The organism is Spirosoma oryzae, assembly GCF_003002825.1.
GTDB classification, from domain to species: domain Bacteria; phylum Bacteroidota; class Bacteroidia; order Cytophagales; family Spirosomataceae; genus Spirosoma; species Spirosoma oryzae.
In genome coordinates, this window is record NZ_PVTE01000028.1 from 38,090 (window position 1) to 55,773 (window position 17,684).

15 protein-coding genes are annotated in these 17,684 nt (G+C 56.0%); 5 read left to right on the forward strand and 10 right to left on the reverse strand.

Features of this window, described 5'->3' with window-relative positions; genetic code table 11:
• Positions 1-4: 4 nt before the first annotated feature.
• The 3 genes from CLV58_RS23365 to CLV58_RS23375 form a co-directional block, all read right to left on the reverse strand.
• Complete coding sequence (locus CLV58_RS23365) at positions 5-3,100, reverse strand: efflux RND transporter permease subunit (RefSeq protein WP_106140256.1); 3,096 nt, start codon at positions 3,098-3,100, stop codon at positions 5-7.
• On the reverse strand, positions 3,097-4,158 hold the full coding sequence (locus tag CLV58_RS23370) for an efflux RND transporter periplasmic adaptor subunit (RefSeq protein ID WP_106140257.1): 1,062 nt from the start codon (positions 4,156-4,158) through the stop codon (positions 3,097-3,099). The genes CLV58_RS23365 and CLV58_RS23370 overlap by 4 nt, the downstream gene beginning before the upstream one ends.
• A 438-nt stretch (positions 4,159-4,596) precedes the next feature.
• Positions 4,597-5,163 (reverse strand): Crp/Fnr family transcriptional regulator, encoded by a 567-nt coding sequence (locus tag CLV58_RS23375; protein ID WP_106140258.1) that lies wholly within the window; start codon positions 5,161-5,163, stop codon positions 4,597-4,599.
• A 248-nt stretch (positions 5,164-5,411) separates the two neighbouring features.
• Here CLV58_RS23375 and CLV58_RS23380 point away from each other — a divergent pair, with 248 nt between their 5' ends.
• Positions 5,412-6,263 carry a hypothetical protein gene (locus CLV58_RS23380; protein WP_106140259.1) on the forward strand — a complete coding sequence of 284 codons (852 nt, stop codon included), beginning with the start codon at positions 5,412-5,414 and terminating at the stop codon, positions 6,261-6,263.
• A gap of 242 nt (positions 6,264-6,505) precedes the next feature.
• On the opposite strand, the gene CLV58_RS23385 is transcribed toward CLV58_RS23380, so the two are convergent.
• Together CLV58_RS23385 and CLV58_RS23390 are read right to left on the reverse strand one after the other, a co-directional pair.
• Entirely contained in the window at positions 6,506-7,270 is a 765-nt protein-coding gene (locus tag CLV58_RS23385; RefSeq protein WP_106140260.1) for a hypothetical protein, read from the reverse strand.
• Between the two features lie 108 nt (positions 7,271-7,378).
• Positions 7,379-7,780: a hypothetical protein gene (locus tag CLV58_RS23390; protein ID WP_106140261.1), complete on the reverse strand. Its 402-nt coding sequence runs from the start codon at positions 7,778-7,780 to the stop codon at positions 7,379-7,381.
• 561 nt (positions 7,781-8,341) lie between these two features.
• Here CLV58_RS23390 and CLV58_RS23395 point away from each other — a divergent pair.
• Positions 8,342-8,749, forward strand: coding sequence for a hypothetical protein (locus CLV58_RS23395; protein WP_106140262.1), 408 nt, complete (start codon positions 8,342-8,344; stop codon positions 8,747-8,749).
• A 134-nt stretch (positions 8,750-8,883) separates the two neighbouring features.
• On the opposite strand, the gene CLV58_RS23400 is transcribed toward CLV58_RS23395, so the two are convergent.
• Complete coding sequence (locus CLV58_RS23400; RefSeq protein WP_106140281.1) at positions 8,884-9,930, reverse strand: methyltransferase; 1,047 nt, start codon at positions 9,928-9,930, stop codon at positions 8,884-8,886.
• Between the two features lie 349 nt (positions 9,931-10,279).
• Between CLV58_RS23400 and CLV58_RS23405 the strand changes: the two genes are divergently transcribed.
• The 3 genes from CLV58_RS23405 to CLV58_RS23415 are packed head-to-tail and all read left to right on the forward strand — an operon-like array spanning position 10,280 to position 11,462.
• Entirely contained in the window at positions 10,280-10,648 is a 369-nt protein-coding gene (locus CLV58_RS23405; RefSeq protein WP_106140263.1) for a DUF7674 family protein, read from the forward strand.
• A 25-nt stretch (positions 10,649-10,673) separates the two neighbouring features.
• A complete protein-coding gene (locus CLV58_RS23410; RefSeq protein ID WP_106140264.1) occupies positions 10,674-11,234 on the forward strand; it encodes a GNAT family N-acetyltransferase in 561 nt (186 codons plus the stop codon).
• Between the two features lie 42 nt (positions 11,235-11,276).
• Positions 11,277-11,462, forward strand: a complete 186-nt coding sequence (locus CLV58_RS23415) for a hypothetical protein (RefSeq protein WP_106140265.1) — start codon at positions 11,277-11,279, stop codon at positions 11,460-11,462.
• A 122-nt stretch (positions 11,463-11,584) separates the two neighbouring features.
• Here CLV58_RS23415 and CLV58_RS23420 read toward each other — a convergent pair whose 3' ends face one another.
• From CLV58_RS23420 to CLV58_RS23435, 4 genes are all read right to left on the reverse strand, one after another.
• On the reverse strand, positions 11,585-12,118 hold the full coding sequence (locus CLV58_RS23420; protein ID WP_106140266.1) for a hypothetical protein: 534 nt from the start codon (positions 12,116-12,118) through the stop codon (positions 11,585-11,587).
• A 401-nt stretch (positions 12,119-12,519) separates the two neighbouring features.
• Complete coding sequence (locus CLV58_RS23425) at positions 12,520-12,966, reverse strand: DUF6934 family protein (protein WP_106140282.1); 447 nt, start codon at positions 12,964-12,966, stop codon at positions 12,520-12,522.
• A gap of 109 nt (positions 12,967-13,075) precedes the next feature.
• Positions 13,076-14,512 (reverse strand): TolC family protein, encoded by a 1,437-nt coding sequence (locus tag CLV58_RS23430; RefSeq protein WP_106140267.1) that lies wholly within the window; start codon positions 14,510-14,512, stop codon positions 13,076-13,078.
• Positions 14,505-17,669, reverse strand: a complete 3,165-nt coding sequence (locus CLV58_RS23435; RefSeq protein WP_106140268.1) for an efflux RND transporter permease subunit — start codon at positions 17,667-17,669, stop codon at positions 14,505-14,507. Before CLV58_RS23435 ends, CLV58_RS23430 begins: the two co-directional genes overlap by 8 nt.
• Positions 17,670-17,684: the final 15 nt, after the last annotated feature.

Sequence of the window (17,684 nt, forward strand, 5' to 3'; positions counted from 1 at the left end):
AATGTTAGTAGGTGGCTTCGGCAGCCAGTTCCTTTTTTTCTTCGGGTTTGACAGCCAGCACAAACAGCACCGGTATAACCAGCAGTGTCATCACCATCGACACCACCACTCCGACAGCCAGCACCGACGCCAGCGGACTCCAGAGCGGAGAACCGGACACGATCATCGGCACGACGCCAATGGCGGCCGCCATCGTAGTCAGGAAGATGGGTCGGAGTCGTCGCTTGCCCGATTCGATAGCGGCCGTGCGTACGTCCATACCCTTGCGAATCAGCTCGTTGGCATAGTCGACCAGAATAATCGCGTTCCGCACCACAATCCCCGACAGGCTGATAAGGCCCATGAAGGCGGTGAAGCCGAACGGGTTGTGGGTGAGCACCAGCCCCAGCAGCGCCCCGAACAGGCTAAGCGGAATGGACGCCATCACGACCATCGACTCTTTGAGGTTGCGGAACTGGAACAGCAGGATCAGGAAGATCAGAACCAGGCTGATACCCAGTGCCCCGACCATCTGGCTGAACGTTGCTTTCCGGTTTTCGTCTTCGCCACCGTACTCGATGCGGTACCCAACCGGCAATTTGATGTTGGCAATCTGCGGCTGGATAGCTTTCAGCACTTCGGACGGCAGCGTGTTGCCGGCGGTTTCACTCAGGATCGTCAGCGTACGAACCCCGTTGCGGTGCATGATCCGACCAATCTGCCATTCGGGTTTCAGGTCGGCGATCTGACGAAGGGGCACGTTACTGCCCGTGGCGGGTGAACTGAGGTACGTGTTTTCCAGGTTGGTGAAATTCCGGCGGCTGGCTTCGTCGAGCCGCAGCACCAGGTTGATAGGCTGGTCGCCTTCGTACAGCACCGATACGGGTGCCCCCGAAAAACCGGTGTAGATCGACGTGGCCACACCCGTGGTGGTAAAGCCGAGCCGGTTGGCTTCTTCTTTCAGCTGAATGCCGACACCGTAGTAATCTTCCCGGAAATCAGGGCGGACGAGTGTGCTGCCCGGCGTCTTCTTCACGATAGCCGTCACCTGCTCACCGATGCGCCGGAGTTCGGTCAGGTCGTCGCCGATGATGCGCACTTCGACGGGCGCGATAGCCAGCGCGCCTTGCTGCATCAGCCGCACGCGGGGTGTCCCTTCCGGCACAGTAGCCGCCACCCGATCCGTCAGTTCCTCCGCCATCGTTTCGGCTTCTTCGGCGGTATGCGTGTTTATCAGGATTTGACCAAAGTTGCTGACGGGCGGTTCGGGCGAGAAGTTGTAATAGAATCGGGGGGCGCTGGCCCCGACGAACGACGCGTAACTCGCCACCCGTTCGTCGTTTTTGATCAGCCCGGCCAGTTTCGCTACGGCCTCGTTGGTCTTTTCCAGCTTGGTCGCTGTGGGCATCCACACTTCCACGACGAACTGGTTACGCTCGGCAGCCGGGAAAAACTTCTGCCGGATAGCTTTAAACAGCAGGCCCGACGCGGCAATCGACACCACAGCCAGCACGATGGTCGCGCCCCGGTGGTCGACGCACCAGCCGATGGCCCGATCGTAGCCATCCTGCATGTAATCGAGCAGTGATTTTTTGCGGGGACGACGTTCGGCGGTTTCCGTACCGACTACCTGGTGCAGCCCTTTCTTGATGAAGACGTAGCACAGATAGGGCGTCAGTAGCATGGCCACCACAAACGACGACGCCAGCGCGATGGACACGGTAATGGGCAGCGATACGATGAACTCGCCCACCGACCCCGTCAGAATCACCATTGGCATGAACGACGCGATAATCGTGGCTGTAGCCGTCAGTACCGGCACGACCAGGTCGCTGGCGCTGCGCCAGGCCGCCGTCCACCGGTCGACGCCCTCATCGAGCAATTCTACGTAGTTGTCGGCAATGACAATGGCATCATCGACGACCATGCCCAGCACCACGATCAGCGCGGCCAGCGACACCTGGTGCAGTTCGATGCCGAAGGTGTGCAGCACGGCGAAGGTGACCGCCACCGTGACGGGAATGGCCATTGCGGCCACGGCGGCTATCCGGAACGGCAACAGCACGATGGTAACGACGACGACCGAAATAATGGCCAGGAAAAATTCGCGGATGAAATCGCTGACGCTGTGCTGCACTACTTTCGGCTGGTCGACAATGGTCGTCAGCTTGACCGAACTGGGCAGGTGCTGCTGTAGCTCAGCCAGTTTGGTGGCGACCTGCTCCCCAAACCGAACGATGTTGTTGCCTTCCTGCATCTCGACCGACAGCATCAGCGCCCGATGTCCGTTGACGCTGATGAGCGACGTGGGCTCGGTCTGCTCGCGTTTGATCGTCGCCACGTCGCCCAGGCGAATCACCGCCCCGGTCGGTGTCGAGCCGATAACCTGGTTGGCGACTTCGCCTTCGGTGTTGTAGTAGCCCTGCGCGTAGAGCGGTACCTGACTGGCGTCGGTTTTGACGGCCCCGGTGGCTTTGATCGCGTTCTGCGCCTGCAATACCCGCACCGCCTGATCCCACCGGATACCGTACTGCGCCAGTTGCTCGGAGCGGGCCGTGATGGTAAGCTGTTCTTTCTGTTCACCGTACCGCTGAATCTTGGACACCGCCTTGATGGTGCGCAGCCCATCCTCGATTCGCTTGAGATAATCGCTCAGTTCTGCGTACGACAGCGAATCCGACTCGACCCCGATCAGCATGGCAACCGTGTCGCCGAAGTTGGTGTTGACAATCGGCCCCTGCACGCCCTGCGGCAAGTCCAGCGCCTTTGCCTGGTTGAGATCGTGCCGTAGTTTCGACCAGAACACATCCGGGTTTTTGACGTTTTCGTTCAGCTCGACGTTGACCACTACCGCCCCGTCGCGGCTGGTCGAGTACGTTTTTTCCTTGTTGACTTCCGCGTAGCCGAAGAGGTACTGCTCTACTTTACGGGTTACCTGATCTTCGACCTGCGCGGAGTTGGCACCGGGAAAAAGCGCCACCACCAGCCCCGTACGAATGGTGATCTTGGGGTCTTCCCGGCGGGGCATGGTCAGCAGCGAGTAGACACCCACCGCCACGGCCAGAAACACCAGACTCAGCGTGATCTGGGGGTATTTAAGCGATGATTTGATAGGGTTCATTGGGCCGATGCGTTAAGTTGAACCGGGCTACCGTCCTGGAGTTTCTGCGCCCCACCGGTCACGACCTGCTCACCGGCGGTCAGGCCCGAGGTAATCTGAATGTCGTTGGCGATGATCTGTCCCAGCGTCACTTTGCGCCGGAACGCCAGCTTTTTCGCATTGTCGACTACGTAGACATAGGTCGAGCCGTCGTTGTCGTGCAGGACGGCACTGCCCGGCAGCGTCAGCATGGCCGTTTTGCGGGCCGACGCCAGTTGCGCGTCGGCAATCATGCCGGGTCGAATCTTGAGGGCTGGGTTAGGCAGGTCGATCTTGACCGAGTAAGCCCGTGAAGCCGGGTCGGCCACGGCCCCGATAAGCGAGATCTTACCCGTCAGCGTCTGGCCCAGTGCCGGAATCGACACCTGCGCCGACTGCCCCAGCCGGAGTTGCCCCACTTCCGATTCGGGTACCGACACCCGCACTTTGATGGGCTGGATGTCAGCGATCTGAAACAGCGGTTGCCCCTGGGGAACGATCTCGCCGACGTTAGCGCCTTTGCGGGCCACGATACCGCTGATGGGGGCAATCAGTTTCGTTTCGTTCAGGTTCTTGACCGCCAGTTGTCGCCGGGCTTTCACTTCGGCCAGGCCCGTCACGGCTTTTTCGTAGTCGCTGGGCGTCAGACTACCGCGCTCTTTCAGGATAGTCAGCCGGTTGTATTCGTCCTGCACGCGAGCCACGTTGGCATCGGCAATGGTGACGCCGATCTGGTAATCGGTCGGTTCGATAGCGGCAATCAGCTGCCCCGCCCGCACGGTCTGCCCTTCCTGAATGGTAACCCGGTTCAGTTTACCGCCGACCATAAAGCCGAGGTTAACGGTCGTTTCGGCTTCGGTCGAGCCGCTCAGAGTCAGCTGCCCGCCGGTCTGCACGTCGCTGACACGGCTGACCACCACCGGAATAGCGGCCGGGGGTGAGGGCTGCGCCGACGTCGGATTTTGGTTTTTGTCTGCCCCCGACTGACAGCTTGCCAGCAGGCTAATCAGGACGGGGAGGAGTATTGGTTTACGTACCATGATTGTGGTGAGAATATGACGGGGCAAAATTCACCGGCCGGCTGCGGCTTTCTTTTCATCTATCTTAAAAAATGCGACAATGCACCCGGCTAGCGGCCAGCGGGCGACACGGGGCACTTTTCAGGCTCATCCCCGCCTTTCGGTGATACGGCGGGACATGAAAAATTCCCGTTTACCGGGCCAATCGAGGGGATTAGTCCGGTAAACGGGAATAGTACAAATACCTCTGAATCTGCTGAAGGGCAGTGCTGTTAAGTTCTTGATTTGATACTACTAGAAGCTAAATTTCCTTCGGTTCATCTACCCCCCAGCCCCCTAAAGGGGGAGCGTTCCGCGAAGAAATTACTCCCCCTTTAGGGGGCTGGGGGGTAAACAGGCTAGAACTTAACAGCCCTGCTCTTCAGGAGATTTAGGGGTAAAAACAACCTTACAAATCCCCTACATACGCTGCGAGCGGATCACGCTGAGTGTCTGTTGCGTAATACCCAGGTAAGAAGCAATCTGGCCCAACGGAGCCTGTTGCAGAATGTCGGGGTGCTCCTCCATCAGCGAGCGATAGCGTTCCTGTGCCGACTGAAATTGCAGCGCGTACAGCCGGTCCGAAAACCCTTTGATGATGTCGATCAGCAGAAACCGGATGAGCCGTTCCAGCTCGCTGTACTGATCGATAAAGCGCTCCATCTCCCGGTAATCAATCGACCGGACGACGCTGGGCTGAATCAGTTCGATCCCAAACGGCGACGGACCTTTGTAAAAGATATTCTCGATCGGGGCCGTAAATGCGTTTTCCTTGTGAAAGCTGTGCGTAACGTCTTTGCCATCCTCCCGCAGGTAAAAGGTCCGGGCCAGACCACTTTCGAAGAAGAAGATCGTCTGCGACCGATTGTTGATCGGCAGTAATTTATGGTGTTTGCCGAACGTTTCCCGGACAATGGCGTTTTCCAGTATCTGTTCCATGTCGCCGGTGAGGGTAATCCGCTGTTTCAGGAACGTAATCAACTCCATATAATCTGTACCAGTTACGACTGCGTTATGAAAGCCATGAGCGCGCTAAGATATGGGATGAATGCGCGGATATGCATTAACCGCAGGCAATACACCGGCAATCGCCAGCCGTTTTATTCGTGTCTATAGGCCTGACTGGCGCGTTAACAGGACTCGGACCGGTCGTCCGGAGCACCGGTACCGAAACCGAACAAAAAAGCGTAACTTTCTGATTAAAAACAGGTTATTCACTAAAAATTCGCCTATCTATGAACTGCTATCAAGTTATTCTAGGTCTGCTATCCTTATTTGCGATGGGTTGCCAGCAAGGCACAGATGCCATTGCCCCGGCTGTTACCGCAACGACATCGATTAATTCATCAACGGCGACTACCCCTGCGACTACGGCTAACTTGCGGCTGAAGCAAATGACGGTACAGGGCGACAACGGAGGGCTAGGTCCTTATTTTATAAACACCCGCTTCTCCTACAAACAGGGGCGTCTTCTTTCGCAGGTCATCGTTCCTCCAACCGCGCCGAACGCGACCGAGCTAACGAATGAGTGTACCTACGACGAACAGGGTCGACTCACCAGCTACCGCGTGCGGTATGGTCAGGCCAACAGCGACGGCAGTGTGGGCGAATTGACTACGTATACATTCGGCGACGGCTTTATCGAGCAGACGACCACGCGCTTTCAGGCCAATGGGCAACCGCTGCCCGATCAACTAAATGAGCGAAATATTTACCGCCTGAATACACAGGGTCAGGTTACGGAGTGGCAGCAGGAAAATATCATCCGGTACGGGTTTCCTACCCGCGCACGCTACGTCTACACGTATGAGAATGGCAACATCGTCAAGGCGGCCTATCTGAACGCCAACGACCGGACTGAATTCACCATAAACTACCAGTACGACGACAAGGTCAACCCGTTCAACAAATGGAGTTATACGTTCGACCCGGTCCTGTACAGCAGCCGTAACAACATCGTCAGCGCCCAGGTCGACCAGGGAACGGTGTACAAAACCGAATACACCTATACCGAACAGGGGTTGCCGCGCACCAAAAAAGACGTAGCCAAGGGGGCCGTCCTCAGCTACGACTACGAGTCGTTCTAAGCCGATTCGTAATACAGAACGGACAAAGCCCCGGCCTATCAGCTGGGGCTTTGTCCGTTTCAGAGCCGGGCAAGATCCACAGGGCGCGGGAGATGCCCCCCGGCGGAATAACGGCGGGTGCCTTCTACCTGATAGTTAGCCTGTCAGTTGTCGAGGAAGCCATACCAGCGATTCTACGTGTCGAGCAACAGCGTCGATTGCAGAAAAAGTTGATGAGACCGGCAACCTTCCTCACCAACTTATCACAGGTTGGCACTGCCCGTTTGGCCGACAGGCGTCAACAGCCGATAAGCCGATGGCGTAGCGGGGCGACTTATCCGGTAAACAACCAGCTGGTTATTCAGGCGTACGAGCAGCCGGCAGGCGTCACCGTCGACCGCCGACACATCCAGCTTCCGCCGGTATTGCCCTTTACTGGCCGATTCCTCGTACAAGGCCTGGTCACGGTCCATTACCGATACGTTGATGGCCGCGTACGCTGGATTGTCGATGGCCAGGAACAGTTCACCCCTGGAATTAGTGGTCGCGCGAATGGACTGTGCGGTAGCCACCGGCACCGGATCGGCCGGTATCAGCTCATCAGTCGACTCGGGAAGTGGCGTGGTTTTGATGCGCGTCGCCAGTAACTGATTGCTAACCAGTTGGTCGAGCAACTGATCGAACTGCTTCTGGTTCTTCCGCGTCAGGTTAACCCAACGGCCAGGCATCCGTTCTTCGTAAAGCAGTTGATGGGCAGGACTAAAGAACTGCACCTGCGTTGTCTGGGTACTGGCCAGCGTATTCAGCCGCCAATAGCCCCGGTCTACCGATACGCGCTGTAGCTGATTACCAGCTGACTCACCGACCTGAGCCAGGCCCAACTGCGCCTGCAACAGGCAGATAGCAAGCAGGCTCCACCACAGCCATGCGGGCATAGTTCGTTTCTGGTTTAGCCCAGTCAGTGGGTGTATCAGTCGACCAGTTGCAGCCTGACTACCGGCCGAGATGTATTGCATATGCGTTTTCATGGTGCTTGTTTACTGGGTTTTGTTGTAGTACCCATCTGCGACGGGTGGAAAAAAACAGGTGCTGGAATTACTCGGCAAGACAAACTGCCGCATGCCTGACGGGGTAATTTATTCGAGCGTTAGTTGACGTTGAACCGTATCGACTTTGGCGGGTGTACGCAGGTCGATCTGTTTAATTAGCTGACCACTGCTGGTTTTCAGTTCCAGTTCGTACACGCCGTCGGCGAGTTGATCGACGTCCAGCAGCAGCGTTGTTTTCGTTGTTTTCCGGTGGACGTGTTCGGTGAAAACGACGTGCTGCTGCCCCACCGGCCGCAGACTGATCGTCATCGGTTCGCGATTCGGTTTATCGATGGACACGCGGATTTTGTTGGATCTGGTTACATAGGCGCTGGCAGCAAACGTAGCTTCACTGGCAGGTTGCTCAACAAGCGCTGGCACGGGCGACGCCATCAGTAAGTGCAGGATGATGATGGGTTTGGCAAAGACGGTAGCAAGCAGGGTAGTCATAGCGAAATTGGGTGTACTGTGTGATCGATTGGTTCGACCACTTTATGCCAACTACCATACCACCACAGATAACCTACTGACTACCAGCAACCTATAATTATAAGCATGTACTTGATTGTCCACTCCCGTACAGCGCGGAGTCCGTTCCCGTACAAATCGGGCCTGTATCGATAGCTTTCGACCGATACCAATCGTGTTTCTACCGGCAATTAATTGGCAGTAGCCTTCTATTTGTCGAATTACGTGGTCAAACCGAATCAACAATTGAGTAAACGGTATACAAGGCAGGATGAGCGGTCGACAATCCTGACTGGACCTTATAAAAGCGGGACAACAAACATCTCTAGCAAAATATTATTCTAAATAAACATACCACAAAGCCAATTTTCGAAATAATATAAGGCAACCACCTTTCATCCCGCAAAACCGGGCTTTTGTCGCGTTTTTCCCCCAGTTCATCCGAAATCCCTGTTTGCGGCCAGTTTGCCCCACTAGTTTTGATTCAACAAACGGCAACAACGCCCCCTGAATCTGTCTTCTTACTCGAATCAAATCAATACCATGAAAACTACCTTCAACGCACTGCTGATCGCTTTTACGCTTGTTTCATCGCTGTCTACCCTGTCGCAGGCGAATCCCATCACCCGCCCCGGCAAGCAGGCCGTAACGTACGCAACCAGCCTGTACACCGCTACCGACGGTCGTCTTGTGCTGTCGATGGAAAAACAGGCGGGCAACTACCTGACGGTTCGCGTCAACAAAGCCAATGGCACGACCCTGCTGACGCAACAGGTCGCCAAGCGCCAAACCAGCGCGCAGGTTCGCTTCGACCTGAGCCAGTTGCCGGACGGTGACTACACCATCGAAGTATCCAACGGTGAAAAAACGACGACCCACCAGGTGTCACTTCACAGCGCATCGGCGATGCCAGCCGATGCAACGACAAGCCGACAGATCGCGCTGAACTAGCGTTAAACCTAAAAGGTCTCCAAAAAACCTTTTAGGTTTGTTAATCAGCCAATTGTAGAAAACGCCGAAGGCCCGGTTACTCGCGCGAGTAACCGGGCCTTCGGCGTTTTCTATCAAGACAGGCAATCTGTTCCCTAGCGTTTTCGGGCATAGATCAGGCTGTAGTCCAGTTGGGTAGGCCACGTTTCGGCCACCGGCTCCAGACCGGCCTGCACCAGCCAGCTTCGGTACTCGGCCCGGCTGTAACAGCGCCCCTTGGTTCCCCAGAACAGCGCAGCGGAATAGTCAGTAACCGCCAGCGGCCCGTCCAGCGTGTCGTTTAGAAACGCATCATGCACCCAGAGTTCGCCACCGGGGCGCAGGGCCGTAGCAAATCGGTTCGCCAGACATTGACAGGTCGGCGTTGGCCAGTCGTGGAACAGGCTGGCGGCCAGCAGGATATCTGCTTCGGGCAACGCATCGGTCAGCATATCGCCCGCCCGGAAGGTTACGCGCTCCCGAATCTGCTCCGCCCCCGGCCGATCACTCCGGCTAAATTCATCGAGCAGTTCTTCCGCAACGGCTAGCACGGCCGGACGGTCCAGTATGGTCGCCGTTGCAGCTGGATTGACCAGCAGCCACTCGTATGCGTAGAGACCTGTACCGGCCGCTACGTCCAGTAGATGCCCCGCCCGCCGGGGAAGCCGGGCCGCTACCAACGGAGCCAGTTGTCGGGCGCGTCCGGCCAGCCCCATTGTGAACTGCCGGGATAACAGCGGATCATCCATTGGCGACGGCTCATCGCCCTCTTTGACGAACGAAATGCCATCCGGCGTGTCCAGCGGTCCGTCGTTGCGCAGGCGAGCGGCCATTTCGACCACACCCGCATCGTCTTTTTCCAGACCAACGTACCCCCTCAGATTCGTTGCCCGATGCTGCGTCAGATATTGGCCAAGTTCCGTGATATACAATTTCCCGTCAGGCGCATACGCCAGCAGATTCATCGCGCACAAAGCCGGAAACAGTACGCTGGCCGGCCGTTCGCCAAGCTGCAACTGGTCTTGTAGCTGCCGAATCGACAGCGGGCCGTTGCTTAAGGTATCGAAGACGGGGATATGGTGTACAGCAGCCACCAGCAGCCGCGACCCATACATCGCCCGTAACTGGCGGGTGATGGGAGCAAGATCAGGATGAGTAGTCATTGATTTCGTGATTGTGTAGCCGGCGCGCTCCCTGACCGATGACTCAGGTACTATAAAGCAGTTGGCTGGTTGCGTAAAAAACAGCCCTGACGGAACCGGGGTCTTGACGAACAAAGCAATCGACTGAAGCCCTATACCCTGCCGGACAGGCGCGATTTCCACCTTTACTTTCTGCCCCGTCAGCATCGCCCACCCTACCAAAATGGAAAACGGACTCCACCAATATGGCAGCGTTGCACGGACGACCGGAAAAGCTGGCTCACGTATTCAATTAGCAGCCAGCACATTAGTCGGATGCCCTAAAACTGGTCTGTCGTTGGCACACCATGCTTCACAAACCACATAGGTCATGGATACGACGATTGATCAAACCAATTTACGGCAGGTACTAGCCGATCAGATTCCGGAAGCGGGTAACACATTCAACGCGTTGCCAGGTGGTACCAGTGTTTTCGCGACGCTGCACAAACTCTACGAAGTGACATCGGTGCTGGCGCATCAGAATCGGTTCCGGGCCGTTAAACACTGTTTACTGGCAGCCGAGGACATTCTGTTGCATGCCGAACCACGGATCAGCAACGCCCTTTGTACGGTATACATCGTTCAGTTGAGCCGGCTACTCGACAAACGGGATTCCCGGTCGGACGTGATTCGCTATATGCTGCCCAGGGCCATCAAGACCGAATACTGTCGTCAGCTAACGACCTGCCTTCCGTAATCATCAACCGAACGAGTGCATCACCATGCGTACTGATTATCGCATTGACATTGCTTCCGGCCAACACCTGGCCCAGGCCGACGCCATCTGTCAGCAGATGAAGCTCAGTGCCGCAAATCGGGGCACCGGTATCGCGGGCCGCTCGCCCGAGTATATCCGGCAGAAGATACGGACAGGCACGGCCATCATCGCGACGCTACCCAACGGCCAGTGGGTGGGATTTACCTACCTCGACGTATGGGAGAATGGTTTGTTCGTATCCCAGTCGGGGCTGATCGTCGATCCCGCCTACCGGCATCAGGGCGTAGCCCGTCGGTTGAAGCACGCCCTGTTTACGTTGAGTCGGCAACTGTTTCCGAATGCGAAGCTATTCAGCATCACCACCGGCCAGGTCGTCATGGATTTGAACCGGGAGCTTGGCTTTCGACCGGTCGCTTTCTCCGAACTCCCCCACGACCCACAGTTCTGGCAGCAGTGCGCCACCTGCCGAAACTGCGACATTCTGGCCCGCACCGAGGGAAAATACTGTCTCTGCACCGGCATGCTGTTCGCGAGCGCGGTACTGCCTACTGAGGAATGTACCTGAGACCATTCTAAAAATCATCCGGACCCAACTGTCGATACGATCATGATCAGGTTTCTGGTATTGTTGGTGGGCATGGTTTGCTTGCTCGCTGTACTGTATGTGTTCTTTACCGGCTTTGCCAGGCTCCCCAAACCGGGCTGGCCGGCGGGCTGGAATCTATTGGGCAAACTTATTGGTATTCTGATCGTTGGCCTGTTCTTCAAGCTCGTCAAACGATATACCGACTAACCGTCGACCATTCGGTAACTCTCCCTCTTTCAAGCGTTTATAGCGACAAGGCCCCCTGTTCGATGAGCAGGGGGCCTTGTCGCTATGTTAGTCAAGTTCTGTCACCAGTCTAGAGCGTGGAGTTATAGAAGCTGGTACAGGAGAAAACCGATTATGAACGGGCTCCACCAGACCAACAGACTCAATCCGGCCCAGACAACATAGCTACGGTGTATCCACTCGCTGTCCATTCGTTGCAACCGGAGTCGCAGTTCGGCCAGGCTCAAGCGGTACATAGCCGGTTTGCTTAACCCGCCGATGAATGCGTTTTTCATGCGCAAACCCAATTGGAAAGCCCGGTAGCTCTGACGCGGATACAGCATTACGCCGACGGCCATGGCCCACAGGGTCAACAGCCAGGGGAAATACAGGCGGCCCCAACCACCCGTCGCGACTTCCCAGCTCGACACCGAACTTTCACCCAGCCACGACACGTCATAGCCCGTAACCAGGTGGCTGATATCGTGCAGGTAGATATTGGTACGGCGGGATTCCAGATTCGGCAGCGGCAGTGCGATGGGGCCAAACTTAATCATGTCCCATTTTTTATAAATACCGCCCTCCTCACCATAGCCGTACTCGTCATAGAATTCGTTTAAGGCATGTTCGACAGTCATGGTCAACATCGTTTCGTGTAGCGTTTCGCTTACCGGCTAAAAGTAGCCATAGGTGGCTTGGTATCAACGCAGATTATTGCTGAATTCTTCGTCTGTTAGTCTTTAAACGCCAACCGCCCCCTACTCATCGAGCAGGGGGCGGTTACGTATGTTATTTTCCTGACTAACCTTAGCCCCAGTCAGTGAGCATCAAGTGTGCTTAGCTCACCTATTACGTCAAACACGTCAATTCGAACGTTTGCGGCTTGGCAGTTTCGTATTCTTAAGCAGCTCGTTGGCTTTCTTCAACTTTTCTGGAAAAAGTATCTTATCGCGGTATTCTTCCAGAGTAGGGTCGATCTGCACATCTGAACGGTTGCGGCTGTTGGGTTTCTGAATAGTTCGCATCGCTATCATTGAGATTAGTTCAACTTCCGTAGGGCTAAGAAACCTGCGTACTCTACACCAACTCTAAAATCAACAAATTCATCTCCAATTTGTCCGTAAAGTTCGAAGTCTCGGGTAATCTCCTCGTAGAACCGGGTAATCCCCATTCGATATAAGCGAGTCCGGGCACTGGTGCTACCAGTAGCGTATACATACGCATCGGGGTGCTTATCAAAAAAGGCATACAGGGCCGTTACCACCGTGGCCAACACTTTTTCTGTATCACGGTTGTTGGACACTGCCAAATCATCGATCTCGCCGGTTGCCTCGTTTTTATCACCGAAAGCGAGATTATAAACCTTGAAATAGCTAGCCGGCTGGAATTGAATGAGCTTGTGGACCAAACCGTTAGGACCTTCACTGATAAACTCAAAAACGGTTAAACTATCTTCTGCCTTTAATGGGTACCTCTCCAAATTCATACCGTGCAAATATAGAAGTAGGTCTGACATATGATAATTCTGCCCCAAACGAAAACCGCCCCCTGCTCGACGAGCAGGGGGCGGTTTGTTTACTTACGCTACACTAGGCTTATCGCCAGCCACCACCGAGGGCACGGTAGATGTTGATGACAGCCATCATCTGCTGTTGCTTAGTCTCGACCAGATCGAAACGGGCGTCCAGGGCATCGCGCTGGGTGAGCAGCACCTCCATGTAGTCAGCGCGGGCGTTACCAAACAGGGTGTTGGCAATGTCGGTCGATTGGGTCAGGGCCTGTACTTCCTGTGTCTTCAGGTCGTAGCTGCTTTGCAGGTTGCTGATGTTAGCCAGTTGGTTAGCCACTTCAACGTATGCGTTCAGGATGGTCCGTTCGTAGTTGTAAACCGCCTGCGTCTGCCGGGCATTGGCGCTCTGGTACGCCGACTTGATACCGATCCGGTTGACCAGCGGAGCCGTCAGGCCACCCGCCAGCGAATACAGCAGCGACTGGGGTGTCGACAGCAGGAACATCGGGTTGAACGCTTCGAAACCGACACCCGCCGAAATGTCGAGCCGGGGGTAGAAGTTGGCGCGGGCTACCTGCACGTCGAGTTTGGCAGCGGCCAGTTCCAGCTCAGCCCGCCGGATGTCAGGGCGGTTGCCCAACAGCTGCGAGGGGATACCAGCGTGCATGATAGCGGGCATCATCGTGGCAATTGACTGCGTCGTGCGGGCAACCGGCTGCGGGTAGCGCCCGACCAGGAAGTTGATCCGGTTTTCGACTTCCACGATCCGCTGCTGCACCGCGTACTGCCGTTCGCGGGTGTTCAGCACCTGCGCTTCAAACCGGCGAACAGCCAGTTCGGTGACGCGGGCAGCATCTTTCTGAATCCGCACGATCCGCAGCGCGTTGGTCTGAATGTCGATGTTGTCCTTCAGAATCGCCAGCTGATTGTCGTAGGCCAGCAGTTCATAGTACGACGACGCGATTTCAGCGACTAGGTTGGTGACCATGAAGTTCCGGCCTTCGGTGCTCGACTGATACCGCAGGATGGCCGACTGCCGCGCGTTGCGCAGCTTCCGCCAGATATCGACTTCCCAGCTGGCAAAACCACCGATGACGAAGTTCGACAGCGGATCGGGAATCTTGCGATCCCGGATAGTCAGGGCTTCTTCGGTTGCCCCCTGTAGCGTGTAACGACCCGGCCGGTCGACACCCGCTTCCCCACGGAGCCCGACGAAGGGCATGTATTCCCCCCGTCGTGCGTTGGCTTCGTTCTGGGCAATCGAAATCTCCTGCGTGGTGATGTTCAGTTCCTGGTTGTTCCGCAGCGCCTGCGCAATCAGCGAGTCGAGGTTCGGATCGGTGAAGAACTGCTGCCACTGCGTCAGCCCGGTATTCAGCGTATCCTCGCCCTGACGGGTATTGTAATTGACCGGAACGGCGCGGTTTTCATTCTTGACGACTAAAGCCGGGGTCTTGCAGGCCGTGAAGGCAACCGACAGACCAACAACCCCCAGACTCAGCGTGGCTATTCGTTTAAACATGGTGCTCGACTTCTTCAGTTAATGGCATTTCCTCTTCACCCCGGATCAGCTTCCGGCCATCGGCCAGATGCGCGAAGATGTAGTACAGACCGGGGATGATAACGACCCCGAAAATGGTCCCGAACAGCATACCGCCCAGGGCTGATGCACCGATGGTCCGGTTACCGATAGCACCGGCACCCGTGGCAATGATCAGCGGAATCAGACCAGCGACGAAGGCGAACGAGGTCATCAGAATCGGTCGGAACCGGACTTTCGCGCCTTCGATGGCGGCATTCAGGATGGTAGCGCCTTCCGCTCGTTTCTGCACGGCGAACTCCACAATCAGTACGGCGTTTTTACCGAGCAGACCGATGAGCATGATCAGACCGATCTGGGCATAGATGTTGTTTTCCAGCCCCATCAGCTTCAGCATAAAGAACGAGCCGAAGATACCGACTGGCAGCGAGAACAGTACCGCCAGCGGAATGATGAAGCTTTCGTACTGGGCCGCCAACACCATGTATACGAAGGCGATGACGATCAGGAACACGACCAGCGATTCGTTACCCCGGATCGATTCGTCGTAGGAAAGCCCTTCGAACGCCACGTCATAGCCTTTCGGCAGTGTCTTGGCCGCTACTTCCCGGATGGCCGCGATGGCATCGGCGGTGGTGTAGCCTTTGGCGGGCAGCCCCTGAATAGCCGACGAGTTGTACAGGTTGAAGCGGGTAATCTCGTTCGGTCCCTGCCCTTTCTTCAGTTTCATGAAGGCCGAATACGGTACCATTTCACCCTCGTCGTTTTTCACGAACAGGTTCAGCAGGTCAGACGGCAACCGGCGGAAGCTGGGGTCCGACTGGACGTACACCTTGAAGAACTGGTTGTACTTGATAAACCCTTGTTCGTACGTACTACCGATCAGGATGTTGAGGTTGTCCATCGCCTTACCGATCGACACGCCTTTCTGCATGGCCAGCTGGTTGTCGATCTCCAGTTCGTATTGCGGATAGTTGGCCGCGAAGAAGGTGAACAGACCCGTCAGTTCAGGCCGTTTGGCCAGGTTCGCCATGAACTCCTTGTTGATCTTGTCGAACTCGCGGTAGTCGGTGTCGGTGTTTTTATCGAGCAGACGCATCGAGAAACCGCCCGATGTACCGAAGCCCGGAATCGCTGGTGGCTCGAAGAACTCGATGGTCGCGCCGAGATTACGGGTTTTGCCTTCCAGCTCTTCCATGATCTCTTTCACGTTTTTGTCCCGCTCCGACCACGTCTTGAGGTTAATCAGACAGGTACCGGCGTTCGACCCCCGGCCTTCGGTCATGATCTCGTAACCCGCCAGTGACGATACCGATTCGATACCCGGCACTTCTTCACAAATCTTCTGCAGTCGCCGTGATACCTGGTTGGTTTGTTCCAACGTCGAGCCCGGCGGGGTCTGAATAATGGCGTAGATCGTGCTCTGGTCTTCGTTCGGGATGAAACCCGCTGGCAGCACCTGGTTTTCAAAGAAGATACCCGCGCAGAATGCACCCAGAATCAGGAACGTCAGCACGCGCCGGTTGACGATCAGTCGCAGGATACCTACGTACCAACCGGTCATCTTGTCGAAGCCCCGGTTGAAGCTGTCGATGGCGCGGGTCAGCACGTTTTTCTTCGGTGGGTGACCATGGTGATTTTTCAGCAGCATGGCGCAGAGTACCGGCGTCAGCGTCAGGGCGATCAGCGCCGAGATGACGATCGAACTGGCCATCGTGATTGAGAACTGTCGGTAGAACGTACCGACCGGACCGGTCATGAACGAGATCGGCAGGAATACCGACACCATGACGAGCGTAATGGCGATGATGGCCCCGCTGATTTCGGCCAGTACCTGCTTGACGGCCCCAAACGGCGTTAGGTACGGCTTTTCCTCCATCTTGGCGTGCACGGCCTCGACCACCACAATGGCATCATCGACCACGATACCGATAGCCAATACAAGGGCGAAGAGCGTAATCAGGTTGATCGACAAGCCGAATGCCTGAATCACGAAGAAGGCCCCGATCAGCGACACCGGCACCGCCAGAATCGGAATCAATGTCGACCGCCAGTCGCCCAGGAACAGGAACACCACCAGGGCCACCAGGATAAAGGCGTCGCGCAGCGTGTCGATAACCTGCTCGATCGACGCGTCGAGGAATTTTGATACGTCATAGCTGATTTTGTAGTCGACACCCGGCGGGAACGACTGCTTCATCACTTCCAGCTTCTCCTTTACCTCGTCGATTACGTCGCTGGCGTTACTACCGTAGTTCTGGCGCAGGACGATAGCCGCCGACGGATGGCCGTCGAGGTTCGAGTAAATGTTGACGAACTCGCTACCCAGTTCGACGCGGGCAATGTCGCGCAGGTGGATGCTTTCCCCGGCCGAATTGGCCCGGATAATGATGCCTTCGTATTCTTTCGGATCGCTGTAGCGGCCCTTGTAGGTCAGTACGTATTCAAGCGACTGCGCAGCGATACCGGAGCTTTGCCCGAGTCGGCCCGGCCGACCGATGATACTCTGCTCACCCATCGCCTTCATCACTTCCTCTACTGAAATGTTGTAGGCCCGCATGCGGTCGGGGTTCAGCCACACCCGCATGGCGTACCGGCGGCTACCCAGAATCTGCGCCCGGGCGATACCCTTCGTCCGCTGGATTTCGGGGATCATCTTTACCGTCGCGTAGTTGAAGAGGAACTTCTCGTCAATCCCTTTCGCGGTCGAATAGAGGTTGACGTACATCAGCATACTGGGCTGAATCGGCGTGATGATAACCCCTTCCCGCTGTACCAGTTCGGGCAGCAGCGGCATGACCTGGTCGACACGCGTTTTTACCCGAACGACCGCATCGTTCGGGTCGGTACCGGGTTCGAAGATGATACGGAGGGTTGCTTCGCCAGCACTCGTCGCATCGGTTGCGATGTAGCGCATGTCCTGCACCCCGTTGAGAGCCTGTTCGAGCGTAATCAGCGTCGATTTGACCAGTACGTCAGCACTCGACCCGGGGTAGTCGATAAAGATATTGACCGTGGTAGGTGCGATGTCCGGAAACTGCGAAATGGGCAGTTTCTTGATCGCCAGTATCCCGACAAAGACAATCATGATCGAAATCACAATCGCGAATACGGGTCTCTTGATGAATTTTGTGAACATGTCTTCTGGTTTTAG